This is a genomic window from Modestobacter sp. VKM Ac-2978 (genome assembly GCF_026968025.1).
Classification (GTDB): domain Bacteria; phylum Actinomycetota; class Actinomycetes; order Mycobacteriales; family Geodermatophilaceae; genus Modestobacter.
Window position 1 is genome coordinate 108,819 of sequence record NZ_JAPVBP010000006.1, and the last position, 21,354, is coordinate 130,172.

The following is a 21,354-nucleotide window of genomic DNA, read 5'->3' on the forward strand; positions in this document are numbered from 1 at the left end:
ACGGCACAGAAGTGCAGCCGAGATGGTTAGCACAATCCGATCGCAACACTCCGGCGACAGGCCGCGCACGCCCGTCTTGTGCATCACAAGTTGATCCGGCCAACCGGCAGGTCACCGCTGCCCGCACCTGCCACGATCGGGACGTGAGCGACGAGCGGGAGACCCTGACCTACGAGGACTTCGGCCGGGCGGCCCGGGAGCTGGCCCAGCAGGTCGCCGACAGCGGGTTCGAACCGGACCTGATCCTGTCCATCGCCCGCGGCGGGCTCTTCCTCGGCGGCGCACTCGGCTACGCGCTGGACGTGAAGAACCTCTTCGTGATGAACGTCGAGTTCTACACCGGCGTCGACGAGCGGCTGGAGCTGCCGGTGGTGCTGCCGCCGACGCTCGACGTCGTCGACCTGACCGGCACGAAGGTGCTGATCGCCGACGACGTCGCCGACACCGGCAAGACCCTGGAACTGGTCAAGGAGTTCTGCGCCGGCCACGTCACCGAGGTGCGCACCGCCGTGGTCTACGAGAAGCCGCGGTCACTGGTGCGGTGTGACTACACCTGGAAGCACACCGACGCCTGGATCGACTTCCCCTGGTCGACCCTCCCGCCGGTGGTCTCCCGCGGCGGTGCCGGCCACTGAGGGAGGACCCGGCCTAGCGGCGGGTGGATGCCGTGACGGTGAACGTGGGGTCGCGGGTCACCTGGCGGGTCGGTCCGACGATGCGGCGCAGCGCGTCGCGGTGCGGCAGGTGGCTGTTGTAGACGCACCACAGCTCACCGCCCGGCCGCAGCACCCGCGCTGCGGCGGTGAACAGCCGTTCGGCCGCTGCGGCGTGCACGGCGACGCCGAGGTGGAACGGCGGGTTGCAGACGACGAGGTCGACGCTCCCGTCCGGGACGCCGGCGGCAGCGTCGGCGCGGGTGACCGTCACCCGCTCGGCCAGCCCGTTGGCGGCGACCGTCGCTGAAGCCGATGCGCAGGCCGCCGCCGACTGGTCCGACGCGAGGACCGACAGCCCCGGTCGGGCCGCGGCGAGCCCCGCGGCCAGCACGCCGGTGCCGCAGCCGAGGTCCAGCGCCGTCGTGGCGTCCGGCACGGCGCCGGGGAGCGAGCGGAGCAGCGCCCGGGTGCCGCGGTCGACCTTCGCGCCGGCGAAGGCCGCGCCGTGGGCGCACACGGTCATCCCGAGGTCGGGGTGCTCCCGGCAGACGGGGAAGGACGACGTCCCCGGCTTCGGCTCCCGGGCGACCAGCAGCCGGGACTTTTGCCGGCCACGGGTCGCGTGCACGTCGCTGAAGCTCTCGGCCAGGACGTCGTTCATCGCGTGGGTCATGTGCTTGACCCGCCCGCCGACCAGGAAGGTGACGTCGGGGTCGGCGCCGGCGGCGACCACCTCGGCGAGCTCGCGCAGCGCGTCGAGCCCCTTGGGCGCCTGCGCCAGCACCACCCGGGCCCCGCGCACCAGCTCGGCCCCCAGGGGCAGCGACCGGTAGGTGCCGGCGTGCCCGGTGCGCTCGGCGTTGCCGGCCAGGGCCAGCTCACCGACCAGCAGGTCCTGGTGCACCCGGACGCCGGTCGCGCCGTGCAGCGCCACTGCGCCCAGGGTGAGCGCACCGTGCGAGTCGTCGAGCACGACCACGCCGTCCGGGTGCTGCCCGATCAGCTCGGCCGCCTCGTCGAGCAGCAGGCGGTCGGTGGCGTCGACGGCGACCAGTTCGGGCGCGTCGACGTCGGGCTCGCGGCGGAGCTGGGCGAACAGTTCGTCGGGGGCCACGTCCCCACTGTGCCGGGCGGCCCGCGAGAGCCCGACACCGACCCGTGCACCTGATCGGGTGATCTCGTTCCGGAAGCGCGGCCTCGATGCCGATGGGATCACTGCCGATCGTGGCTCCACGGGCGGCGGGAGACACGCTCACGGGAGACCTCATGCCCCGCACCACGCGCCTGCCGGGCGCCCAGTGGTTCGCCGACCGGCCGGTACGGATCAAGATCCTCGCGTCCACGGCCGCCGCCGGCGTCGTCGCGTCGGTGATCGGCGGCCTCGGCCTGACCGCGCTCGCCGACTCGGCGGCGACCAGTGAGGCGATCTACGCCGACAACGTCCTCAGCATCGAGGAGATCGGCCTGATGATCGACGACGTCGAGCAGATCCGGCTGGCGATCAGCACCGCGACCGCCATCGACACCCACGCCCCACAGCTGTCCGACGTCCACACCCTGATCGCCGACTACGAGCACCAGGTGAGCGCCTACGCCGCGACCCACCAGACCGGGCGGGAGCACGACCTGCTCGTCGAGGCGACGGACGACCTGGCCCAGATCGACACGCTGACCAGCGCCGTCCTGGTGCCCGCCGCCGCAGCAGGCGGTGGGACGACCGCAGTGCCGCCCGGGGCCGAGCAGGTCGACCCGCTGCTCACCGAGGTGATCGCAGACCTCGACGAGCTGCGTGCCATCGACACCCGCGAGGCGGCGGCCGCGGCGGCCAACGCCCGGGAGTCCTACGAGCACCACCGGACCATCGCCCTCGTGGTGCTGGCAGTGGGGCTGGCGGTCGCCGTGGGCATCGGTCTGCTGGTGGCCTCGGTCATCACCCGGGGCATCCGCTCGGTGCAGCACGTGGCCGAGGGGCTGGCCCAGGGTGACCTGACCCGCAGCACCGGGCTGACCAGCAAGGACGAGCTCGGCCGGATGAGCGCCGCGCTGGACCAGGCGACCGGCACGATGCGTGGCGTGATGGCCGAGGTGGGCTCGTCCGCGGACGCGGTCGCCGCCGCCGCGGAGGAGCTGTCCGCCTCCGCGGCGCAGATCGCCTCCTCGGCCGAGGAGACCAGCACCCAGTCCCAGGTGGTGAGTGCGGCCGCCGAGGAGGTGTCCCGCAGCGTCAGCACCGTCTCGGCGGGCGCGGAGGAGATGGGCGCATCGATCCGGGAGATCTCGCTGAGCGCCAACGCAGCGGCCGGCGTCGCCGCCCAGGCGGTGGCCCAGGCCCGGGCGGCGACCACGACCGTCACCGCCCTCGGCGAGTCCAGCCGGGAGGTCACCGCGGTGGTCAAGCTGATCACCTCGATCGCCGAGCAGACGAACATGCTCGCCCTCAACGCCACCATCGAGGCCGCCCGGGCCGGTGAGGCCGGCAAGGGCTTCGCCGTCGTGGCCGGTGAGGTCAAGGAGCTGGCCGAGCAGACCGCCCGGGCCACCGAGGAGATCGTCCGTCGGGTCGAGGCCATCCAGGCCGACTCCTCGGGGGCGGTCACCGCCATCGACGGGATCAGCGGCGTCATCGAGCAGATCAGCGACCACCAGGCGACGATCGCCAGCGCGGTCGAGGAGCAGACAGCGACCACCGCGGAGATGGCCCGGTCGGTGACCGAGGCGGCCGGCGGCTCGAACGAGATCGCCGCGAACATCACCGGCGTCTCCCAGGCCGCGGACTCCACGACCCAGGCACTGACCCAGACGACGACGGCGGTGGCCGAGCTCTCCCGGATGGCGACCGGCCTGCGCGGGGCGGTGGGCCGCTTCACCTGGTGAGCCCCGGGCCGGACGGGCCGAGGTCAGGAACTCCCCTCGGCGCGGGACCGCGGTGCGTGCGTCGCCCTGCGCCGGCGCCACAGGGCGCCTGCGACGTCGACCAGGGTGCTGAGCACGGTGGCGAGGGCGAACGCCTGGACCGCCTGAGGGGCCAGGTCCCGGGTGTCGGCGGCGAGCAGGACCACGAGGTACACCGCCCAGACCGGGGCCAGCAGCAGCCAGCGACGTCGGTCCGTCAGGCCGGAGCGCCGCGTGACCAGCTCCGCGTAGCCGTAGCCCAGGCAGACACCGACGATCGTGACGAGCAGGTACACGCCTGGTCCCTCCTCCTGTCGACGGGGCGCAGCCTCGCGACCGGGCTACCGGGGAGTGGCCGCGATCAGGTCGACGGTCACCTGGGCCAACTGCGGGCCGACGTCCTCCTGGAGGAAGTGGCCACCCCCGGCCAGCGTGGTGTGCGGCAGGCCGTGAGCCCCGGGCACCAGCTTCTGGAACACCGCGTCGCCGCCGCCGGTGATCGGGTCGCGGTCGGAGAAGGCGGTGAGGAACGGCTTCTCCCAGGTGCGCAACACCGCCCAGGCCGCCCGGTTGGCCTCGGCCGCCGGGTCGTCGGGGCTGGTGGGCACCAGCGAGGGGAAGACCCGGGCGCCGGCCTTGTACCGGCCGTCGGGGAACGGGGCGTCGTAGGCCGCGACCACCTCGGGCGCCATCTCCGTCGCCGTCCCGTTGGAGACGATCCGGCCCACCTGCATGTCCGTCATGCCGGCCGCCGCCCGCTGCCAGGCCAGGAACGCCTCGCTCATCGGGTGGTCACCGGTGGGCAGGCCGGTGTTGGCGACGACGACCCGGACGAACCGGTCGGGGTGCTCGGCCACGAGGCGCAGGCCGAGCAGCCCACCCCAGTCCTGGCAGACCAGGGTCAGGTCGGTGAGCCCCAGCTCCTCCAGCAGCGCCTGCCGCAGCCACGCCACGTGCCGGGCATAGCTGTAGTCGGTCAGCTCGGTGGGCTTGTCCGACCTGCCGAAGCCGACCAGGTCCGGGACGACGACGCGCAGCCCGGCCGCGGTCAGCACCGGGATCATCCGGCGGTAGAGGAACGACCAGGACGGCTCGCCGTGCATGAGCAGCACCGTCTCGCCGTCGTCCGGGCCCTCGACGAGGACGGCCACCCGCAGCCGGCCGCCGTCCCCGTCGTCCACCTCGACGTACCGGGGCTCGAAGGGGAACTCCGGCAGGTCGGTGAACCGGTCCTCGGGTGTGCGCAGCGCGTCCATCACAGGCCTCCTCGACTGGTGGGACGGCCCCCTGCAGGGGCCCGCCGCGAGCTTGCGAGCGGTGGGGGGCAGGGGGTGTTTCTTCAGACGCCGGGGAGGCCGACCGGGCAGCTCACGCCGGTGGAGTTCACCGGGCAGTAGCCGCCCGGCACCTTGTAGAGGTACTGCTGGTGGTAGCCCTCGGCGTAGAAGAAGTCGCCCAGCGGGGCGATCTCGGTGGTGATGTCGCCGTAGCCGGCCGCGGTCAACCGCTCCTGGAACAGGTCGCGGCTCACCTTGGCGGCCGCCTCCTGATCCGGGCCCTGGGTGTAGACGGCCGAGCGGTACTGGGTGCCGATGTCGTTGCCCTGACGCATGCCCTGGGTCGGGTCGTGCTCCTCCCAGAACTCCTTCAGCAGGCGGTCGTAGGAGAGGATGGCCGGGTCGAACACGACCAGCACCGCCTCGGTGTGGCCGGTGCGGGCCGAGCACACCTCCTCGTACGTCGGGTTCGGGGTGTGGCCGCCGGCGTAGCCCGCGGCGGTCGAGTACACGCCCGGGGTCTCCCAGAAGACCTTCTCCACCCCCCAGAAACAGCCGGCGCCGAAGACGGCGGTCTGCAGACCCTCGGGGAAGGGCGGCTGGATGCGGTTGCCGTTGACCGCGTGCACCTCGGGGATGCCGGGCAGCGGCTCGGTACGGCCGGTCAGGGCGTCCGCCGCGGTGACCGGCTGGGTCTTGGCGCGGGAGAAGAACATGCCTGGACTGTAGGTCCGTCCTGCAAGGCGTCCCGCCCTGCGCCAAGGTGGCGGGGGCGCAAGGCAGCGCCACCGACGTGGAGGAGACCGCAGACACATGGGGACAGACGAGCTGTCGGGCCGGGTGGCCCTGGTGACCGGTGCGGCCAGCGGCCTGGGCCGGGCGGTCGCCGTCGCCCTGGCCGAGGCCGGGGCGACGGTCGCGCTGGGCGACGTCGACACCGAGGGTGCGGAGAAGACCCGCGCCCAGATCGGCCGGGACGCCGAGGTGGTGGCGCTCGACGTCACCGACGACGACGCCCGCCGGCGGGTGGTCGCCGACCTGTTCGCTCGGCACGGCGACCGGTTCGACCTGCTGGTGAACGTCGCGGGCATCGACCGGCCCGGCTACATCACCGACATCGACCTCGCCGACTACCGGATGGTCCAGGCGGTGAACTGCGAGGGCCCGGTCTTCCTGACCAGCGAGTTCCTCAAGACCGTCCAGCACCGCCCGGCGGACACCGTCGCCGACGTGGTGCACGTGACGTCGCTGTCGGCGGTGACCTCCGGCAGCGGCGCGATCGCGTACAACAGCTCCAAGGCCGCCTTCCGCAGCGCCACCCGGTGCATCCAGCGGGAGCTGCGGGAGAAGGGGACGGTCAGCCCGGACGGCACCGAGGTGCCCTTCCCGGCGCGGGTGCACAGCATCGTGCCGGCCGCGATGGACACCCCGATGATGGAGCGCTGGGGCATCCCGGCGCACCGGATGATGCCGCCCTCCGACGTGGCCCGGATGGTGCTGACCATGGTCACCATGCCGGACACCAGCTTCGTGCCCGAGGTCTTCGTGATCCCCCGCAACGAGCCGGACTTCCCGCGATGAGCATCTCCACCCGTGAGTGGCAGCTGGTCCGGCGCCCGCACGGCGAGCCGGTGGCCGAGGACTTCCGTCTCGTGACGATGGAGCGGCCGGACCCCGCGGACGGCGAGGTGGTGGTGCAGACCATCGCGATGTCGGTCGACCCGTACATGCGCGGCCGGATGAGCGCCGCGAAGTCCTACGCCGCCAGCTGGGAGCTGGGCGAGACGATGCAGGGCGGGACGGTCGGCCAGGTGGTCGCCTCCCGCTCGGACGCCGTCCCCGAGGGCGCGCTCGTGCTGCACGGCCAGGGCTGGCGGGACGTCGCCGTCGTCCCGGCCACGCACGTCTCCGTCGTCGAGCCGCTGCCGGGCCTGCCGTTGTCGCTGTACCTGGGCGTGCTCGGCATGCCGGGGCTCACCGCGTACGCGGGGCTGTTCCGGCTGGCCGACTTCCGGGAGGGGGACGCCGTCTTCGTCTCCGGCGCGGCCGGGGCGGTGGGCAGCCTGGTCGGCCAGTTCGCCCGGCTGCGCGGGGCGTCACGGGTCGTGGGCAGCGCCGGGACGCCAGAGAAGGTGCGCTGGCTGCAGGAGGAGCTGGGCTTCTCCGCGGCGTTCGACTACCACGACGGCAAGGTCGCCGACCTGCTCGGTGCCGCCGCACCCGACGGGATCGACGTCTTCTTCGACAACGTGGGCGGGGAGCACCTGGAGGCGGCGATCGGCGCCTTCCGGACCTACGGGCGGGCCGCGCTGTGCGGCTCGATCTCCGGCTACAACGCGACCACCGCGCCCCCGGGGCCGCGGAACCTGGGGTTCGTCGTCGGCAAGCAGCTGACGCTGCGCGGGTTCATCGTGGGCGACCACGCCGACCTGCGGCCGGAGTTCGTCGGTGCGGTGTCGGGGTGGCTGCAGGACGGCTCGCTCGTCGCCCGGGAGACGGTGGTCGACGGGCTGGACTCCGCCGTCGACGCGTTCCGGGCACTGCTGAGCGGTGGCAACACCGGGAAGATGGTCGTCCGGCTGGCGCCCGACCCCTCCTGACCCCGCGCGGGTGATCACCACAGGCTGAGGGCTGTCTCCGCTCCACCGAGACCACCCTCAGCCCGTGGTGATCATGCGGAGCCCGCGGCCGCCGGTTGGCGACCGCAGGATCAGGGCAGAGTGCTGATCATGTGGCTCTTCCTCACCCGCCGTTTCCGCATGTGGGTCATCCTCACCGTCCTCGCGCCGCTGGCCACCAATGTGCTGCGCAAGCTGGGCCAGGCCCTGCAGAAGCGCAACGGTCCCTCGGCGATCAGCAACGGCCTGCTCAAGGCCGGCGACCTCGGCGAGAAGGCGCGTGTGAAGCTGGGCGGCAAGCGCCGCCGTTGACCGCCCCCACCCCGAGGACGACGTGACCGCATCACCCACCCCCGACGCCGACCGCCCCGACCCCCGCTCCCCCGAGCTGGAACAGCGGTCGGCGGTCGGGGAGACCCGGGGCATCGCCCTGTTCTGTCACGGCGGAACCCCCGCCAGCATCGAGCCACCGAAGACCCGGGCGCTCTCGCTGGTGCGGATGCGGGCCTTCGAGCAGTACGTGCACGCCACCACCGCCGACCAGGGCATCGCCACCGCTGTGCTCCGGTACCGGGTCGCCGGCTGGAACGGGGAGGCGGCCGACGCCTACCAGGACGTCCGCTGGGCGATCGGGCAGCTGCGCGAGCAGCACGGCACCGACGTCCCGATCGTGCTGGTCGGGCACTCGATGGGCGGCCGAGCCGCGCTCCGCGCGGGCGGGGAGCCGTCGGTGACCGCGGTCTGCGCGCTCGCCCCGTGGACCCCGCCCGGTGAGCCGGTCATGCACCTGGGCGGTCAGACGGTGGTGATCCTGCACGGCCGCGGCGACCGCTGGGTGCCCGAGCGGCTGTCCGCGGAGTTCGCCGTCCGGGCCCGGCGGGCGAAGGCCCGGGTCGCCCGCTTCACCATCGTCGGTGGGCACGGCATGGTCCGCCGGTCGCAGAGCTGGCACCGCTTCGCCCGGGACGTCGTCCTGGCCGGGACCGGACTGGCGCCGATGCCCGAGGCGATCGCCTCCGCTCTCGCCCAGCCGAGCCCCGAGGGCCTCGCCGTCCCGCTCTGACCGGAGCCACCCGGCACTCGGCCTGGACGAGGGCGGGGTGTCCGGAGAGGGTGCCTGCGTGGATCGTTCCGACGTCACCTACAGCGCTCGGAGCCGACACCGCCAGGGCCGCTTCCTGCGCACCGCACGGCTGAACGCCGTCGGGTTCGGCGCCCTCGGTGGGGTGTGCCTGGTCGCGGCGGCCCTCTGCGCGCCGGCGCTGCGGAGGACGGGCTGGCCACTGCTCTTCCGGGCTGCGCCCGGACCGGTCGTCGTGGTGACGGGCCTGGTCGTCCTCGACCGACGGAAGTGGGCCGGGATGGTCACGAGCTCCTCGTTCACCGACGACCCCGCGGAGATGCGGGCGGTGGCCGACCGGCTGGGCGCCCTCGGCCTGCCGGTGAGCCTCGAGGAGCGTCCTCCGGGGACGCCTGTGCTGCGCTACGCCCACCGGCACGCCCGCCAGGTGCACGCTGCGTTGGCGGACATGGGGGTCCCCGCGCCCGTTCCCTGACCGCGACGACGAACCGCCGGGCCCTCGTCCGGGCGGCCTCCTCGGCCGCCCGCCGCGGTGGAGTCCCGACCAGCGCGACCGGTCTTCTGCTGAATGGAGTAGTAGCGGAGAGCGACTGGCGGAATGGGTGGGCGACTCCTACACCGGGCGGCCTCGCTCGACGAGCTCCTCACCCGGCAGGGCCGAGCCGATCTAGGCGAACGATGCGACGGGAAGGCCGAGGGCGCCGTCGTCGGGGACCACGCCGAGCCCGGGACCGGTCGGCACCTGGATGCGGCCGCCCTCGACCCGGACCGGGTGCGCCGAGTCGTAGTGGCGGTCCACGAAGGGTTCGGCGATCCAGACGCCCTCGAGCAGGCGGGGGTGCACGGTCGCGGCGACGTGGACGCAGGCCGCCGCGATGATGTCCCCGCCCCAGGAGTCGTCGCAGGTGTGGGGCAGCGAGCGTGCCTCGCAGACGTCGCGGACGGTGGCCATGGCTCCGAGGCCGCCCAGGCGGGTGACCTTGAGGCCGAACCCGTCGCACACCCCGAGCGAGATCGCCCGCAGCACCTCGCCGAGGTCCTCGGTGCTCTCGTCCAGGTAGACCGGGTGGTCCAGCTGGGGCCGGATCGCGGCGATCTCCTCCATGGTGTTGCAGGGCTGCTCGAACACGAACGGGATGTCGGCGCACTCCCGGTCGATCCGCAGGACGTCGCGCGTGAGCAGCGCCCGGTTGGCGTCGACGACGAGCGGGGTGCGGCCGGTCGCCTCCCACACCTTCCGGATCGCCTCGATGTCGACCTCGACCGGCCGTCCACCGACCTTCATCTGGAGGCGGGGGTAGCCCTCGGCGACCTTCTCCGCCGCGACGCGGGCGGTCTCGTCGGGGTCGTCGAGCGTCAGCGACCAGTACGAGTCGACCTGATCGGTCGTCGCGCCGCCGAGCATGTCGCACACCCTCAGGTCGTGCGCCTTGCCGAGCAGGTCGTACACCGCGATGTCGATCGCGGCCTTCGCGTAGTTGTGGCCGTGGAGCAGGCCGTGCAGCGCGCGCTGGACCGCCGCGGGCCCGGTCACGGTCCGGCCGATCAACCCCGGGGCCATCTGGGTCAGGGCCGCGCGGGCGCCGAGGGCGTGGGCCGCGGCGTGGGTCGGGCCGATGGGGCACGTCTCGCCCCATCCGGAGAGCCCGGTGTCCGACACGATCTGCACGACCGTCGAGTCCAGGGCGGTGTGGGCGCCCTCGGACATCCGGTAGACGGTGCCGTTCAACGGCAGGTCGACCTGGTAGAGGTGGATCTCGGCGATCCGCATGGCGCTCCTCCCGATCCGCGTGTCGCCTCGGGCAGCGCCCAGTACGACATCTGAGCCTGCGCAGCGAGGAAGATCGTACGGAGCCCCACGTGCCCGACCGCGACGTCGTCGCCCGCTCGGGCTGTCGACCATGAGGTTTCCGTGCAGGTCGGCCGATCAGTGCAACGGCCCAGAACCCGCATCCGAGATCAAACGGCCCGAGACCCCGGCCGTCTACCGCTCGCGGGTCGCCCACTCGATGGAGCAGGTCAGAACGCGGTCGGCTCCGCCAGCAGATCGCTGACCAGCTCGAGCGTCAACTCGGGAAAGCGTTCAGCCACCGACTCCGACATCAACCGCTCCCCCTCGGGTTCGTCGAACCCGCAACGCTCCCGGGTGGACGCGTCGGGCCAGCGGGCATAGGCGACCCACGTGCCGTCGGCCGCACGGTGCAAGCGGGACCCGTAGCTGCCGCAACCGGCGTGGATCGCGCGGGTCACCCGTTCCCAGCCGTCACGGAACTGCTCCTCGCTGCCTGGCCGCAGCCGCCACCGATAGACCACCGCGTACACGTGTCCTCCTCGTCCGGCGACGCGCTGCGCGTCGTCCGGGACGACCCTCACACCTCAAGGGCACTCGAGATCAACCCTCGGATCAGGCGACGACGGCGCGGAAGGACTCGATCGTGCGCTCGAGGCCCTCGCGCAGCTCCACCGTCGGCGCCCAGCCCAGCTGCTCGCGGGCCCGGGTGATGTCCGGCTGTCGCCGGGTCGGGTCGTCGACCGGCAGCGGCCGGCGGTCCAGCCCCGAGGCGGAGCCGGTGAGCTCCACGACCAGGTCGGCGAGCTCCCGGATGGTGAACTCGCCGGGATTGCCCAGGTTGATCGGCCCGGTCACCTCGCGCGGGCTCTCCATCATCGTCACCAGGCCGTCGATGATGTCGTCGACGTAGCAGAACGACCGGGTCTGCGCCCCGTCCCCGTAGACGGTCAGCGGCTCACCGTTCAGCGCGGCGACCACGAAGTTGGAGACCACCCGGCCGTCCTGCGGGTGCATCCGCGGGCCGTAGGTGTTGAACAGCCGGACGACCTTGATCTCCAGCTCGTGCTGCCGCCAGTAGTCGAAGAACAGCGTCTCCGCCGCCCGCTTCCCCTCGTCGTAGCAGGCCCGCGGGCCGATCGGGTTGACCCGGCCCCAGTAGTCCTCGGTCTGCGGGTGCACCTCGGGGTCGCCGTAGACCTCCGACGTCGAGGTGAGCAGGATCCGCGCCCCGGTCCGCTTCGCCAGGCCCAGCGCGTTGATCGAACCGTGCACCGCCGTCTTGGTGGTCTGCACCGGGTCGCGCTGGTAGTGGATCGGCGAGGCGGGGCAGGCCAGGTGGTAGATCTCGTCGACCTCCACGTACAGCGGGAAGGTGACGTCGTGCCGCATCAGCTCGAAGCGCGGGTGCCCGAGCAGGTGGGCGATGTTGGCCTTCGTCGACGAGTAGAAGTTGTCCACGCACAGCACGTCGTGCCCGAGGTCGACCAGCCGGTCGCACAGGTGCGAGCCGATGAAGCCGGCACCCCCGGTGACCATGACCCGCTTGCTCTGCGGCACGTCGTGCCCTCCTGTCGTCCTGCTGCGCACCCGGTCGAGTGGCCCCGCGGGATGCTCCCACGTCGGCCGCCGCCCGCTCCGCGGCGCACGGAGCGGACGGCGACCGGAGCGGGTCAGGAGAACAGCGCGCTGTAGCCGTTGAGCGCCGGCTGGCCGCCGAGGTGGGCGTAGAGCACGGTCGACGACCGGTCGATCTCGCCCCGGCCGACGAGGTCGATCGTGGCGGCCATCGACTTCCCCTCGTAGACCGGGTCGGTGACCATCCCCTCCGTGCGCGCGGCCAGCTCCATCGCCCGGATCGTCGTCTCGTCCGGGATCCCGTAGATGCCGGCGTGGTACCGCTCGTCCAGCTCCACGTCGTCCAGGGTCAGCTCGCGCTGCAGCCCGATCGCCGACGCCGTCCGCTGGGCGATGCGCAGCACCTGGTCCCGGGTCTCCGCGGGCTTCGCCGAGGCGTCCACGCCGAGCACCCGGCGCGGCCGGGCACCCTGCTCCTCCAGCTGCGCGAAACCGGCGACCATGCCGGCCTGGGTCGACCCGGTCACCGAGCAGACGACGACGGTGTCGAAGAAGACCCCGAGCTCCGCCTCCTGCTGCGCCACCTCGTGCGCCCAGTTGGCGAAGCCCAGCCCACCGAGCGGGTGGTCCGACGCGCCGGCCGGGATCGGGTACGGCTTGCCCCCGCGCGCCTCGATCTCCCGGAGCGCCGACTCCCAGCTCTCCTTGAACCCGATGCCGAAACCGGCCTTGACCAGCCGCACGTCGGCCCCGGCGAGCCGGGAGATCAGGATGTTGCCGACCTTGTCGTAGACGGCGTCCGGCCAGTCGACCCAGCTCTCCTGCACGAGCACGCACTTCAGGCCGAGGTGGGCGGCGACCGCGGCGACCTGGCGGGTGTGGTTGCTCTGCACGCCGCCGATCGACACCAGCGTGTCGCAGCCCTGGGCCAGCGCGTCGGCGACCAGGTACTCCAGCTTGCGGGTCTTGTTGCCACCGAAGGCGATGCCGGAGTTCACGTCCTCCCGCTTGGCCCACACCGCCGCGCCGCCCAGGTGCGCGGTCAGCCGGTCGAGCCGGTGCACCGGCGAGAGGCCGAAGAGCAGGGAGTGGCGGGGGAAGTCAGACAGACTGGGCATCGGGGGTCTCCTCCAGTTCGGACAGCAGCGCCGTCCAGATCTCGGTGGTGGTGGCGGACGCGGCGTCGACGTCCCCGGCTGCGCACGCGGCGATCAGCCGGTCGTGCAGTCCGACGGACTCGCGGCCGTGCGCGGCGGCGAACCGCTGCCGCTCCAGCCGGCGGATCGCCGGGGTGAAGCGGTCGATCGTGGCCCGGACGGCGCCGTTGCCGCAGCGGTCGAGCAGGACGTCGTGCAGCTCGTCGTCGGCGGCCAGCGCCCCGCCGGCGTCCCCGCGGTCGACGGCAGCAGCGAACCGCTGGTTGGCCGCCCGCATCACCGCCACGTCGTCGGCGGTCACCAGCGGCACCGCCTCACGGACGGCCAGTTCGTGCATCGCCCGGACGACGACGGCGGCGTCCCGGACCTGCCGGAGCACCAGCGGGGTGACCCGGGTGTGGCTCTGCGGCTTGGCCTCGACCAGGCCCTCGTCGGCCAGCCGGGACAGCGCTGCCCGGACCGGGGCGACGGAGAGCCCCAGACTGCCGGCCAGCTCGACGTCCTTGATCACCGCGCCGGGCGCGAGGTCGCCGACCACGATCGCGGTGCGGATGCGGTCGGCCGCCTGGTCGCGGAGCAGCACTCGCGTCACCGGCCGCAATTCCATGACGGACATCTGACATGTCAGTTGCCATCCGCGTCAAGGGCGGGATCGCTGCGGTGGTCGACAGTCGGGTGCCTGTCGGCCTGGCCCCACCCCCGCCAGCATCGTGATCATGGACTGGACGACCCCGCCCGCTGACGCCGCTGCCCACTTCGCCCGCCGGCTCGCCGTGGAGACCGACGTCTCCGACGTCTGAAAGGACCCTCCTGCCCCCCACCACTCGCAAGCTCGCGGCGGGCCCCTGCAGGAGGGCCGAGGACCAGGGGCATGTGCCAGGGGCGGTCCACCTGCCCGGCCGGGAGATCGCCGGCCGCGCGGCCGAGTTCGACCCCGGCGTCCCGGTGGTCACCTACTGCTGGGGTCCGGGCTGCAACGGTGCCACCCGCGCGGCCCTGGCGCTGGCCCGACTCGGCCACCCGGTGCGGGAGATGATCGGCGGGTTCGAGTACTGGGCCCGGGAGGGCCTGCCGGTGGAGTCGGCGACCGGGACCACCCGCCCGGCGGTCGACCCGCTCACCGCCCCGGCAGGGGTCAGCTGCGGCTGCTGAGCCTCAGTGCCGGCCCGCACACGACTGCGCGGGGAGGCTCTCGCGGGCCCAGGTGGTCAGCTGCTCGAGCACCGGCGTCAGGGACCGGCCCGCGTCGGTCAGCTGGTAGCTCACCGCCACCGGCGGCCCGTCGTCGACGGTGCGCTGGACCAGCCCCGCCGCGGCCAGCTCGGTCAACCGGTCGGAGAGCACGGAGTCGCTGATCCCGCCCACGGCCCGACGGAGCCCGGTGAACGTCGCCGGCCCGCCGGCGAGCACGCCGATGATCAGCCCGTTCCACCGCTTGCCGAGGAAGCCGAACGCGCGTGCCAGCGCGTCGTCGCACGCCTCCGGCGTGTGCACAAGGTCCTCGGCCACCCGGTCATCGTAGGACCGCCACCCCTCGTGCTCCTGCGATCGAAGTGCTAGCTTTCCCGAAGTGCTAGCAATCAGCTAGCTACTAGCTCTGAGGGAGTACTTGCCATGTCGCTGTTCCGTCTGGACGCCAGCATCCGGGTCGAGGGGTCGGCCAGCCGTGAGATAGCCGACATCGTCGAGCGCGAGTGGCGAGCCGGGAACCCCGACGCCCCGGTCACCCGCCGGCACGTCGGCACCGAGCCGCTGCCGGCCGACGCGTGGGGTGCAGCCGTCGCCGGCTCCTACCTCCCGGCCGAGCAGCGGACGCCGGAGCAGGCCGGCGCGCTGGCCCTCGCGGCGACGCTGACCGACGAGCTCGTCGACGCGGAGGCCATGCTCTTCGCCGTCCCGCTGTACAACTTCGGCGTCTCCCAGCACGTCAAGACCTGGGTCGACCTGGTGATCACCGACCCGCGGATGGGCCCGCGGGCCGAGCCACCGCTGGCCGGCAAGCCCGCCGTGCTGGCGGTGGTGCGCGGCGGCAACTACAGCGCGGGTACCCCCCGCGAGGGCTGGGACCACGCAACCTCCTGGCTGCGGCGCATCCTGGCCGACGTCTGGCAGCTGGACCTCCGGGTGGTCGAGCGGGACTTCACCCTGGTCGGGGTCAACCCGGCGCTGGACTCCTTCACCGAGCTGGCCGCCGAGCTCAAGGCCACCGCCGAGCGGGAGGCCGCCGAGCACGGCCGACTGCTCAGCAGCACCCGCGTCGCCGCCTGAGGCGCCCCCCCCTGGCTCAGTGCAGCGCCGGGGGCGGGTCGTCGGAGAGCCGGGACCAGAGCAGCTCGTCGTGCTTGACACCGTCCCCGTAGCGGTAGGACCGGCGCAGCCTGCCCTCGCGGGTGAACCCGGCCTTCGCCGCCACGCGGCCCGAGGCCGCGTTCTCCACCGCGTGGTAGAGCTCCACCCGGTCGATGCCGGTGGCGAAGGCCCAGCGGCAGACCGCATCCGCCGCGCGTGCCGCCACGCCTCGCCCCCGGGCGGCCGATGCGACCCAGTAGCCCAGCTGAGCATCGCCCTGCACGCGGTCGACCGAGTGCAGGGACACCGACCCGAGCAGCGTCCCGACGGCGTCGGTCACCGCCCAGGACGCCCGGTCGCCGCCGCTCCAGTCGGCCAGCCGGGCGACCATCTCGCGCACCTCGTCCGGGGAGCCGAAGCCGCGGGCGTTCCACTGCCGCAGCGCGGGGTCGGCGGCGAGCGCCCAGACCGCCGCCTGGTCCTCGCTCCGCCACGGCCGCAGCACCAGCTCGTCGACACCCAGGGTGCAGGGCTGCGGGTCGCTCACCCCTGCCCCAGCTCGACGGTCATCGCCACCTCGTAGCGGTCACCGCGGTAGGTCGACAGCGCATGCTCGGCCGGCCGGCCGGCGCTGTAGGAGACCCGGTCGAACACCAGCACCGGACGGGACGGCGACAGCCCCAGCAGGACGGCGGACTCCCGGTCGGCCTCCGCCGCCCGCACGGTCTGCTCGGCGCGCTCGATCGTGCAGTCGTACCGCTCGGCGAACAGCGTGTAGAGCGAGCCGGTGAGGTCGGCCTCGTCCAGGTCGGGCGCCACCGCGACCGGGTACCAGGCGTCGTCCACCGACATCGGCTGGTCGTCGGCCAGCCGCAGCCGGCGTACGTGCCAGGCCCGCTCCCCCACGGCCAGCTCCAGCGCGGCCCGGGTCGCCGGCGGCGGCACGGCCCGGGCGACCGCCAGGACGACGGTGCTGGGCCGCAGCCCGAGCCGGCGCATGTCGGAGTGGAAGGAGGCCAGGTGCAGCCGGGACCGCGCGGGCCGCTCGGCCACGAAGGTGCCCTTGCCCCGCACCCGCACCAGCACGCCCTCGCTGACCAGCTGGCCGATCGCCTCGCGCACGGTGATCCGGCTGACCCCGTGCTCGACGCACAGCTGGCGCTCGCCGGGCAGCGGGGCGCCCGCCGGGAGCCGGGTGGCCAGCTCGGTCAGCCGGCCGCGCAGCTGCTCGTGCTTGGGCACCACCCCGTCGACGATCAGCGCGGTCACCACCGCTGGTCGGTCAGCTTGTGGCTCAGCACGTAGCGGTAGTAGTCGGCCCGGTCCAGCTGGGCACCGGCCGCCTCGTCGACGACGAGCGTCACGTGCCGGTGCAGCTGGAGCACCGACGCCGGGCAGGACGCCGTCAGCGGCCCCTCCACGGCGGCGGCGATCGCGGCGGCCTTGGCCTCCCCGGTCGCCACCAGCACCAGGTGCTCGGCTCCCAGGATCGTGCCCAGCCCCTGGGTGATCACGTGCCGGGGCACCGCGGCGACGTCGTCGCCGAAGAACCGCGCGTTGTCGATCCGGGTCTGCTCGGTGAGCGTCTTGACCCGGGTGCGGCTGGCCAGCGACGAGCCGGGCTCGTTGAACCCCAGGTGCCCGTTGGCGCCGATCCCCAGCACCTGCACCGCCACCGGCCCGGCGGCCAGCAGCTTCGCCTCGTAGTCCAGGGCGGCCTGCAGCGGGTCGGCGGCCGCGCCGTCCGGGCCGTGCACCACCGCGGGGTCCAGCCCGAGCGCGTCGGTCAGCTCCCGGCGGATCACCTCGCGGTAGCTCTCCGGGTGGCCGCCGGGCAGGCCCACGTACTCGTCGAGCAGGAACGCCTGCACCCCGGCGAAGGACAGCCCCTCCTCCCGGTGCCGGCGCAGCAGCTGGCGGTAGGCCAGCAGTGGCGAGGACCCGGTGGCCAGGCCCAGCACCACCGGCCCGCCCCGGCCCAGCGCGGCCAGCACCGACCCGGCGACGGCGTCGGCGACGACCCTCCCGCAGTCCTCGGGGGTGGGCAGCAGGACGACCTCCACGGTCAGCTCTCCTCTCGGTGCACCCACGCACCGGCCCGCAGGACGGCGGTGGGGCTCAGGTCCAGGTCGGTGACGAGCACGTCGGCCCGCCGGCCCGGGGCCAGCTCGCCCACATCCTCGCGGCCCAGCAACCGGGCCGGGGTGGCGGTCGCCGAACGGACGGCGTCGGCCAGTGGAACTCCCGCAGCCACGGTCGCCCGGACGACGTCCACCAGGCGGGCGGTGCCTCCGGCGATGGCGGCCGACGCCCCGGTGAGCCGGGCGACGCCGTCGCGCACCTCGACCGGCAGCGAGCCGAGGCGGTAGCTGCCGTCGGCCATCCCGGCCGCGGCCATCGCGTCGGTGACCAGCGCGATCGCACCCGGACCGACCAGGTCGAACACGGTCGCCACCGTCTCCGGCGCCAGGTGCACCCCGTCGCCGATCAGCTCGACCACCAGCTCGCCGCGCGCCGCGGCGGCCAGGCAGGCGGCGACCGGGCCGGGCGCCCGGGAGAGCAGCGGCGGCATGCCGTTGAACAGGTGGGTCGCCGAGAGCGGACCGCCGGGGGCCGCCGACCGGATCGCGGCGGTGACCTCGGCGGCAGCGGCGTCGGTGTGCCCGAAGCTGGGCACCGCACCGTGCGCGCGCAGCAGGTCGACCAGCTCGGCCCGGTGCGCGGTCTCCGGGGCCAGCGTCATCGACACGACCGCCCCCCGCCCGGCGGCCAGCAGCTCGGCCAGCAGCGCGGGGTCGCCGGGGACCAGCGCGGCCGGGTCCTGGGCGCCGCAGCGGGCGGCGGAGAGGAACGGCCCCTCCAGGTGCACCCCGGCCAGCTCACCGGCCTCGACCAGCGGGGCCAGCACGGCCAGCCGCTCGCGCAGCACCGCCGCCGGGGCGGAGACCAGGCTGGCCACCAGGGTCGTCGTCCCGTGCGCCCGGTGGTGGGCGGCCGCGGCACGCACCCCGGCGGCGTCCGCGTCGGGGAAGCCGTGGCCGGCGGCCCCGTGACAGTGCAGGTCGACCAGTCCGGGCAGCAGCAGCGTCCCCGGCGCGGGGGGCGGCAGCTCGCCGGTCCAGTCCGCGGCAGGCCCGGCGAACGCGACCCGGTCGTCGACGACGGCGAGCACACCGTCGTCGACGACCGAGCCGCCGGTGACCAGCCGGCCCCGAAGCACGGGGCCGGCTGGCGCTGTCCCGCTCAGGATCGGGGACCCTCCTCGACCGTGCTGGTGACGGCACCGGTGCCCGGCGTCGCGGCCGGCCGCGGCGCGTCGTCGGTGCTGCCCACGACGGCCTCCGCGTCCTCCTCGCGGCCCGGCGTGCGCAGGTTCCACTTGCGGATGACGAAGCGGAAGAGCACGTAGTAGATGACCGCGTAGACCAGCCCGATCGGGATCAGCCACAGCGGCCTGGTCGCGATGCCGAAGTTGAGCAGGTAGTCGATCGCCCCGGCGGAGAACGTGAAGCCGTCGTGGATGCCCAGCGCGTTGGTCAGCGCCAGGGAGCTGCCGGTCAGCAACGCGTGCACCAAGTACAGCGGCCAGGCCACGAAGAGGAAGGAGAACTCCAGCGGCTCGGTGATGCCGGTGAGGAACGCGGTGAGGCCGGTGGACAGCATGACGCCGCCGACGATCTTCTTCTGGTCCGGGCGGGCCTCGTGCCAGATGGCGATCGCCGCCGCGGGGAGCGCGAACATCATGATCGGGAAGAAGCCGGTCATGAAGGTGCCGGCCTCGGGGTCGCCGGCGAAGAACCGGTAGATGTCGCCCTGGGCGCCGTCGTACTCGCCCAGGGTGAACCAGACCACCGTGTTCAGGATGTGGTGCAGGCCGAGCGGGATGAGCAGCCGGTTGACCGTGCCGAAGATGCCGCCGCCGACCACCGAGTTCTCCTCGACCGCCTCGCCCAGGTTGGTCAGCGCCGAGTCGAACAGCGGGTAGACCAGCGACATGAGCACCGCCACGAAGATCATCGTGAACGAGGTGATGATCGGGACGAACCGCCGGCCACCGAAGAAGGCCAGGTAGGTGGGCAGTTTGACGCGGTAGAACCGCTGCCACAGCATCGCCGTGAGGATGCCGACGACGATGCCGCCGAGCACCCCGAAGTCGATCAGCTCCTGGGTCTCCCCCTCGGCCGCCTCCCCCAGCACGACCGGGCTGAGCGCCTCGAACACGTTGGACAGCACCAGGTACCCGACGACTGCGGCGAGCGCCGTGGAGCCATCGGCCTTCTTGGCCCAGCCGATCGCGATGCCGACGGCGAAGATCAGCGGCAGGTTGGCGAACAGGGCGTCCCCAGCCGCGGCCAGCACGGCGGCGACGGTCTCCAGCGGCTCGAAGCGGCCGAGCAGGTCGGGCTGCCCCAGGCGCAGCATGAGGCCCGCTGCGGGCAGTGCGGCGATCGGCAGCATGAGGCTGCGGCCCAGGCGCTGCAGGCCGGCGAGGCCTCGGCGTTCCTTCGGCGGCGCTGCGGTGGGAGCGGACATGTGCGGTCTCCTCGGGGGCGCGAGCTCTGCGTTGACCGGCCACGCCCGTGGGCGACGTCGAACCGGTACGGTCCGGTCATGACCAGTTGACCGGGGAGGATGACGGGCACGACCGGCGCCTGTCAACACCCTGGACGCCAGCCGGTCGAGCCGCTTTCCTGGGCGCTTCGACAGCCAGTGCCGCGACCTCGCGGTCGCCGAGAGGAGATCCACATGGGCAAGGCCGAGCAGATCGTCGCCGGACTGGGCGGGGCAGCCAACATCGAGGACGTCGAGGGCTGCATCACCCGGCTGCGCACCGAGGTGAAGGACCCCTCGCTCGTCGACCAGGCGGCGCTCAAGCAGGCCGGGGCGCACGGCGTCATGGTCGCCGGGTCGATCGTCCAGGTCGTCGTCGGCCCGGAGGCCGACTCGCTGGCCGACGACGTCAACGACCTGCTGTGACCGCCGCGGCCCTCGTCGTCGCGGCGCCGCTGGCCGGCACCGTCGTCCCGATGGCCGAGGTGCCCGACCCGGTCTTCGCCGCCTCACTGGTCGGCGCGGGCGTGGCGGTCGAGCCCGGCGCGGACGCCGGGTCCGTCGAGGTGGTCGCACCGGTGTCCGGGCGGCTGCTCAAGGTGCACCCGCACGCCTTCATCGTGCTGACCCCGGAGGGCCAGGGCGTGCTGGTGCACGTCGGGCTGGACACGGTGAAGCTGGCCGGCGAGCCGTTCACCCTGCACGTCACCGAGGGCGACGAGGTCACCGTCGGGGACCGGGTGGTGACCGTGGACCTGGCCGCGGTGCGGGCGGCCGGCCTCTCGCCGGTCAGCCCCGTGGTGGTGATGGACGCCGCCGCGGAGACGGTGCCGCCGGTCGCCGCGGGCCGGGCCGTGGTCGCCGGTGAACCGCTGTTCCGCTGGCCCGCGGAGGGCTGAGCGCTACGGTCCGGCGGTGACCGAACGGGAACGGACCTTCGCCTGGGGCGATCCGATGCAGACCGCGACGGCCGCCCGCACCGCCGCCGGGCTGGACGTGCTGCGCGCTGTTGCGGCCGGGGAGCTCCCCGGGCCGCCGATCGCCGACACCCTCGGCTTCGACCTGGTCGAGGTGGAGCCGGGTCGGGTCGTCTTCGCGTTCGACCCGGCCGAGTACCACTACAACCCGATCGGCTCGGTGCACGGCGGCGTCTACGCCACGCTGCTCGACTCGGCCACCGGCTGCGCCGTCCACTCGATGCTGCCCGCCGGGGTGGGCTACACGAGCCTGGACCTGACGGTGAAGTTCCTTCGCCCGATCACCCTGGACACCGGCCGGGTGACCTGCGTCGGCACGGTGACCCACCTGGGCGGCCGGACGGCGCTGGCCGAGGCCCGCCTGCTCGACGCAGACGAGCGGCTGCTCGGCACGGCGAGCAGCAGCATCCTGGTCATCCGCCCCCAGCCCGGTACCCAGGTCGGCTGAGGCCCGCGCCGTCCTCGAGTGCGCAGTTGAGGTCGCCCCGC

Annotated in this window: 27 protein-coding genes; 12 read left to right on the top strand and 15 right to left on the bottom strand. The window is 73.5% G+C overall.

All coding sequences use genetic code 11. The annotated features are described in order from the left end of the window. Positions 1-143 precede the first annotated feature (143 nt). Positions 144-635 (top strand): phosphoribosyltransferase, encoded by a 492-nt coding sequence (locus O2W53_RS15695; RefSeq protein WP_269163995.1) that lies wholly within the window; start codon positions 144-146, stop codon positions 633-635. A gap of 13 nt (positions 636-648) precedes the next feature. Here O2W53_RS15695 and O2W53_RS15700 read toward each other — a convergent pair whose 3' ends face one another. Then, positions 649-1,770, bottom strand: coding sequence for a class I SAM-dependent methyltransferase (locus O2W53_RS15700; RefSeq protein ID WP_269163996.1), 1,122 nt, complete (start codon positions 1,768-1,770; stop codon positions 649-651). A gap of 152 nt (positions 1,771-1,922) precedes the next feature. On the opposite strand from O2W53_RS15700, the gene O2W53_RS15705 reads away from it, so the two are divergent. After that, positions 1,923-3,530: a methyl-accepting chemotaxis protein gene (locus O2W53_RS15705; RefSeq protein ID WP_269163997.1), complete on the top strand. Its 1,608-nt coding sequence runs from the start codon at positions 1,923-1,925 to the stop codon at positions 3,528-3,530. A gap of 23 nt (positions 3,531-3,553) precedes the next feature. Here the strand turns inward: O2W53_RS15705 and O2W53_RS15710 are convergent, their stop codons facing one another. The 3 genes from O2W53_RS15710 to msrA all read right to left on the bottom strand — a co-directional run bounded on the left by O2W53_RS15710 (position 3,554) and on the right by msrA (position 5,541). Further along, positions 3,554-3,844 (bottom strand): hypothetical protein, encoded by a 291-nt coding sequence (locus tag O2W53_RS15710; RefSeq protein WP_269163998.1) that lies wholly within the window; start codon positions 3,842-3,844, stop codon positions 3,554-3,556. Between the two features lie 45 nt (positions 3,845-3,889). Next, on the bottom strand, positions 3,890-4,804 hold the full coding sequence (locus O2W53_RS15715) for a haloalkane dehalogenase (protein WP_269163999.1): 915 nt from the start codon (positions 4,802-4,804) through the stop codon (positions 3,890-3,892). Positions 4,805-4,887: 83 nt separating this feature from the next. Next, a complete protein-coding gene (msrA, locus tag O2W53_RS15720; RefSeq protein ID WP_269164000.1) occupies positions 4,888-5,541 on the bottom strand; it encodes a peptide-methionine (S)-S-oxide reductase MsrA in 654 nt (217 codons plus the stop codon). A 97-nt stretch (positions 5,542-5,638) separates the two neighbouring features. Here msrA and O2W53_RS15725 point away from each other — a divergent pair, with 97 nt between their 5' ends. From O2W53_RS15725 to O2W53_RS15745, 5 genes are all read left to right on the top strand, one after another. After that, a complete protein-coding gene (locus O2W53_RS15725; RefSeq protein WP_269164001.1) occupies positions 5,639-6,406 on the top strand; it encodes an SDR family NAD(P)-dependent oxidoreductase in 768 nt (255 codons plus the stop codon). Next, complete coding sequence (locus O2W53_RS15730) at positions 6,403-7,425, top strand: NADP-dependent oxidoreductase (protein ID WP_269164002.1); 1,023 nt, start codon at positions 6,403-6,405, stop codon at positions 7,423-7,425. The genes O2W53_RS15725 and O2W53_RS15730 overlap by 4 nt, the downstream gene beginning before the upstream one ends. 129 nt (positions 7,426-7,554) lie before the next feature. Further along, positions 7,555-7,755 carry a hypothetical protein gene (locus O2W53_RS15735; RefSeq protein WP_269164003.1) on the top strand — a complete coding sequence of 67 codons (201 nt, stop codon included), beginning with the start codon at positions 7,555-7,557 and terminating at the stop codon, positions 7,753-7,755. A 22-nt stretch (positions 7,756-7,777) separates the two neighbouring features. Next, complete coding sequence (locus O2W53_RS15740; protein ID WP_269164004.1) at positions 7,778-8,506, top strand: alpha/beta fold hydrolase; 729 nt, start codon at positions 7,778-7,780, stop codon at positions 8,504-8,506. Between the two features lie 58 nt (positions 8,507-8,564). Further along, on the top strand, positions 8,565-8,999 hold the full coding sequence (locus O2W53_RS15745) for a hypothetical protein (RefSeq protein WP_269164005.1): 435 nt from the start codon (positions 8,565-8,567) through the stop codon (positions 8,997-8,999). A 192-nt stretch (positions 9,000-9,191) separates the two neighbouring features. Here O2W53_RS15745 and O2W53_RS15750 read toward each other — a convergent pair whose 3' ends face one another. From O2W53_RS15750 to O2W53_RS15770, 5 genes are all read right to left on the bottom strand, one after another. After that, positions 9,192-10,295, bottom strand: a complete 1,104-nt coding sequence (locus tag O2W53_RS15750) for a mandelate racemase/muconate lactonizing enzyme family protein (protein WP_269164006.1) — start codon at positions 10,293-10,295, stop codon at positions 9,192-9,194. 248 nt (positions 10,296-10,543) lie between these two features. Beyond that, a complete protein-coding gene (locus O2W53_RS15755) occupies positions 10,544-10,846 on the bottom strand; it encodes an antibiotic biosynthesis monooxygenase (RefSeq protein WP_269164007.1) in 303 nt (100 codons plus the stop codon). Positions 10,847-10,928: 82 nt separating this feature from the next. Then, the gene (locus O2W53_RS15760; RefSeq protein ID WP_269164008.1) at positions 10,929-11,873 is read right to left on the bottom strand and encodes a UDP-glucuronic acid decarboxylase family protein; all 945 of its coding nucleotides are present in this window, start codon (positions 11,871-11,873) and stop codon (positions 10,929-10,931) included. A 113-nt stretch (positions 11,874-11,986) separates the two neighbouring features. Then, positions 11,987-13,009 (bottom strand): 1-aminocyclopropane-1-carboxylate deaminase, encoded by a 1,023-nt coding sequence (locus O2W53_RS15765; RefSeq protein WP_269164009.1) that lies wholly within the window; start codon positions 13,007-13,009, stop codon positions 11,987-11,989. Next, a complete protein-coding gene (locus O2W53_RS15770; RefSeq protein WP_269164010.1) occupies positions 12,993-13,640 on the bottom strand; it encodes a GntR family transcriptional regulator in 648 nt (215 codons plus the stop codon). Before O2W53_RS15770 ends, O2W53_RS15765 begins: the two co-directional genes overlap by 17 nt. Positions 13,641-13,921: 281 nt before the next feature. Here O2W53_RS15770 and O2W53_RS15775 point away from each other — a divergent pair, with 281 nt between their 5' ends. After that, positions 13,922-14,200, top strand: coding sequence for a rhodanese-like domain-containing protein (locus O2W53_RS15775; protein ID WP_269164011.1), 279 nt, complete (start codon positions 13,922-13,924; stop codon positions 14,198-14,200). Between the two features lie 3 nt (positions 14,201-14,203). Here the strand turns inward: O2W53_RS15775 and O2W53_RS15780 are convergent, their stop codons facing one another. After that, entirely contained in the window at positions 14,204-14,557 is a 354-nt protein-coding gene (locus tag O2W53_RS15780) for a winged helix-turn-helix transcriptional regulator (RefSeq protein WP_269164012.1), read from the bottom strand. Positions 14,558-14,662: 105 nt separating this feature from the next. Between O2W53_RS15780 and O2W53_RS15785 the strand changes: the two genes are divergently transcribed. Further along, on the top strand, positions 14,663-15,316 hold the full coding sequence (locus tag O2W53_RS15785) for an FMN-dependent NADH-azoreductase (RefSeq protein ID WP_269164013.1): 654 nt from the start codon (positions 14,663-14,665) through the stop codon (positions 15,314-15,316). Positions 15,317-15,332: 16 nt separating this feature from the next. On the opposite strand, the gene O2W53_RS15790 is transcribed toward O2W53_RS15785, so the two are convergent. From O2W53_RS15790 to O2W53_RS15810, 5 genes are read right to left on the bottom strand one after another with little or no spacing between them, the layout of a single operon-like run. Then, positions 15,333-15,884, bottom strand: a complete 552-nt coding sequence (locus O2W53_RS15790; RefSeq protein WP_269164014.1) for a GNAT family N-acetyltransferase — start codon at positions 15,882-15,884, stop codon at positions 15,333-15,335. Beyond that, the gene (locus O2W53_RS15795; protein ID WP_269164015.1) at positions 15,881-16,606 is read right to left on the bottom strand and encodes a GntR family transcriptional regulator; all 726 of its coding nucleotides are present in this window, start codon (positions 16,604-16,606) and stop codon (positions 15,881-15,883) included. The genes O2W53_RS15790 and O2W53_RS15795 overlap by 4 nt, the downstream gene beginning before the upstream one ends. After that, a complete protein-coding gene (gene nagB / locus O2W53_RS15800) occupies positions 16,603-17,400 on the bottom strand; it encodes a glucosamine-6-phosphate deaminase (protein WP_269164016.1) in 798 nt (265 codons plus the stop codon). The genes O2W53_RS15795 and nagB overlap by 4 nt, the downstream gene beginning before the upstream one ends. A gap of 2 nt (positions 17,401-17,402) precedes the next feature. Then, the gene (locus O2W53_RS15805; protein WP_269164017.1) at positions 17,403-18,557 is read right to left on the bottom strand and encodes an N-acetylglucosamine-6-phosphate deacetylase; all 1,155 of its coding nucleotides are present in this window, start codon (positions 18,555-18,557) and stop codon (positions 17,403-17,405) included. Positions 18,558-18,580: 23 nt separating this feature from the next. Continuing rightward, a complete protein-coding gene (locus O2W53_RS15810; protein WP_269164018.1) occupies positions 18,581-19,870 on the bottom strand; it encodes a PTS transporter subunit EIIC in 1,290 nt (429 codons plus the stop codon). A 213-nt stretch (positions 19,871-20,083) separates the two neighbouring features. Between O2W53_RS15810 and O2W53_RS15815 the strand changes: the two genes are divergently transcribed. From O2W53_RS15815 to O2W53_RS15825, 3 genes are read left to right on the top strand one after another with little or no spacing between them, the layout of a single operon-like run. After that, positions 20,084-20,314: a glucose PTS transporter subunit EIIB gene (locus O2W53_RS15815; RefSeq protein WP_036335999.1), complete on the top strand. Its 231-nt coding sequence runs from the start codon at positions 20,084-20,086 to the stop codon at positions 20,312-20,314. After that, positions 20,311-20,787, top strand: coding sequence for a PTS sugar transporter subunit IIA (locus O2W53_RS15820; RefSeq protein ID WP_269164019.1), 477 nt, complete (start codon positions 20,311-20,313; stop codon positions 20,785-20,787). Before O2W53_RS15815 ends, O2W53_RS15820 begins: the two co-directional genes overlap by 4 nt. 16 nt (positions 20,788-20,803) lie before the next feature. After that, positions 20,804-21,313: a PaaI family thioesterase gene (locus O2W53_RS15825; protein WP_269164020.1), complete on the top strand. Its 510-nt coding sequence runs from the start codon at positions 20,804-20,806 to the stop codon at positions 21,311-21,313. Positions 21,314-21,354 lie beyond the last annotated feature (41 nt).

Excerpts from the sequence above, each read along its gene's own strand:
- msrA (WP_269164000.1), bottom strand. The coding sequence starts at position 5,541 with ATGTTCTTCTCCCGCGCCAAGACCCAGCCGGTCACCGCGGCGGACGCC.
- O2W53_RS15735 (WP_269164003.1), top strand. The coding sequence starts at position 7,555 with ATGTGGCTCTTCCTCACCCGCCGTTTCCGCATGTGGGTCATCCTCACC.
- O2W53_RS15705 (WP_269163997.1), top strand. The coding sequence starts at position 1,923 with ATGCCCCGCACCACGCGCCTGCCGGGCGCCCAGTGGTTCGCCGACCGG.
- O2W53_RS15815 (WP_036335999.1), top strand. The coding sequence starts at position 20,084 with ATGGGCAAGGCCGAGCAGATCGTCGCCGGACTGGGCGGGGCAGCCAAC.
- O2W53_RS15730 (WP_269164002.1), top strand. The coding sequence starts at position 6,403 with ATGAGCATCTCCACCCGTGAGTGGCAGCTGGTCCGGCGCCCGCACGGC.
- O2W53_RS15715 (WP_269163999.1), bottom strand. The coding sequence starts at position 4,804 with ATGGACGCGCTGCGCACACCCGAGGACCGGTTCACCGACCTGCCGGAG.
- O2W53_RS15750 (WP_269164006.1), bottom strand. The coding sequence starts at position 10,295 with ATGCGGATCGCCGAGATCCACCTCTACCAGGTCGACCTGCCGTTGAAC.
- O2W53_RS15785 (WP_269164013.1), top strand. The coding sequence starts at position 14,663 with ATGTCGCTGTTCCGTCTGGACGCCAGCATCCGGGTCGAGGGGTCGGCC.
- O2W53_RS15725 (WP_269164001.1), top strand. The coding sequence starts at position 5,639 with ATGGGGACAGACGAGCTGTCGGGCCGGGTGGCCCTGGTGACCGGTGCG.
- O2W53_RS15765 (WP_269164009.1), bottom strand. The coding sequence starts at position 13,009 with ATGCCCAGTCTGTCTGACTTCCCCCGCCACTCCCTGCTCTTCGGCCTC.
- O2W53_RS15810 (WP_269164018.1), bottom strand. The coding sequence starts at position 19,870 with ATGTCCGCTCCCACCGCAGCGCCGCCGAAGGAACGCCGAGGCCTCGCC.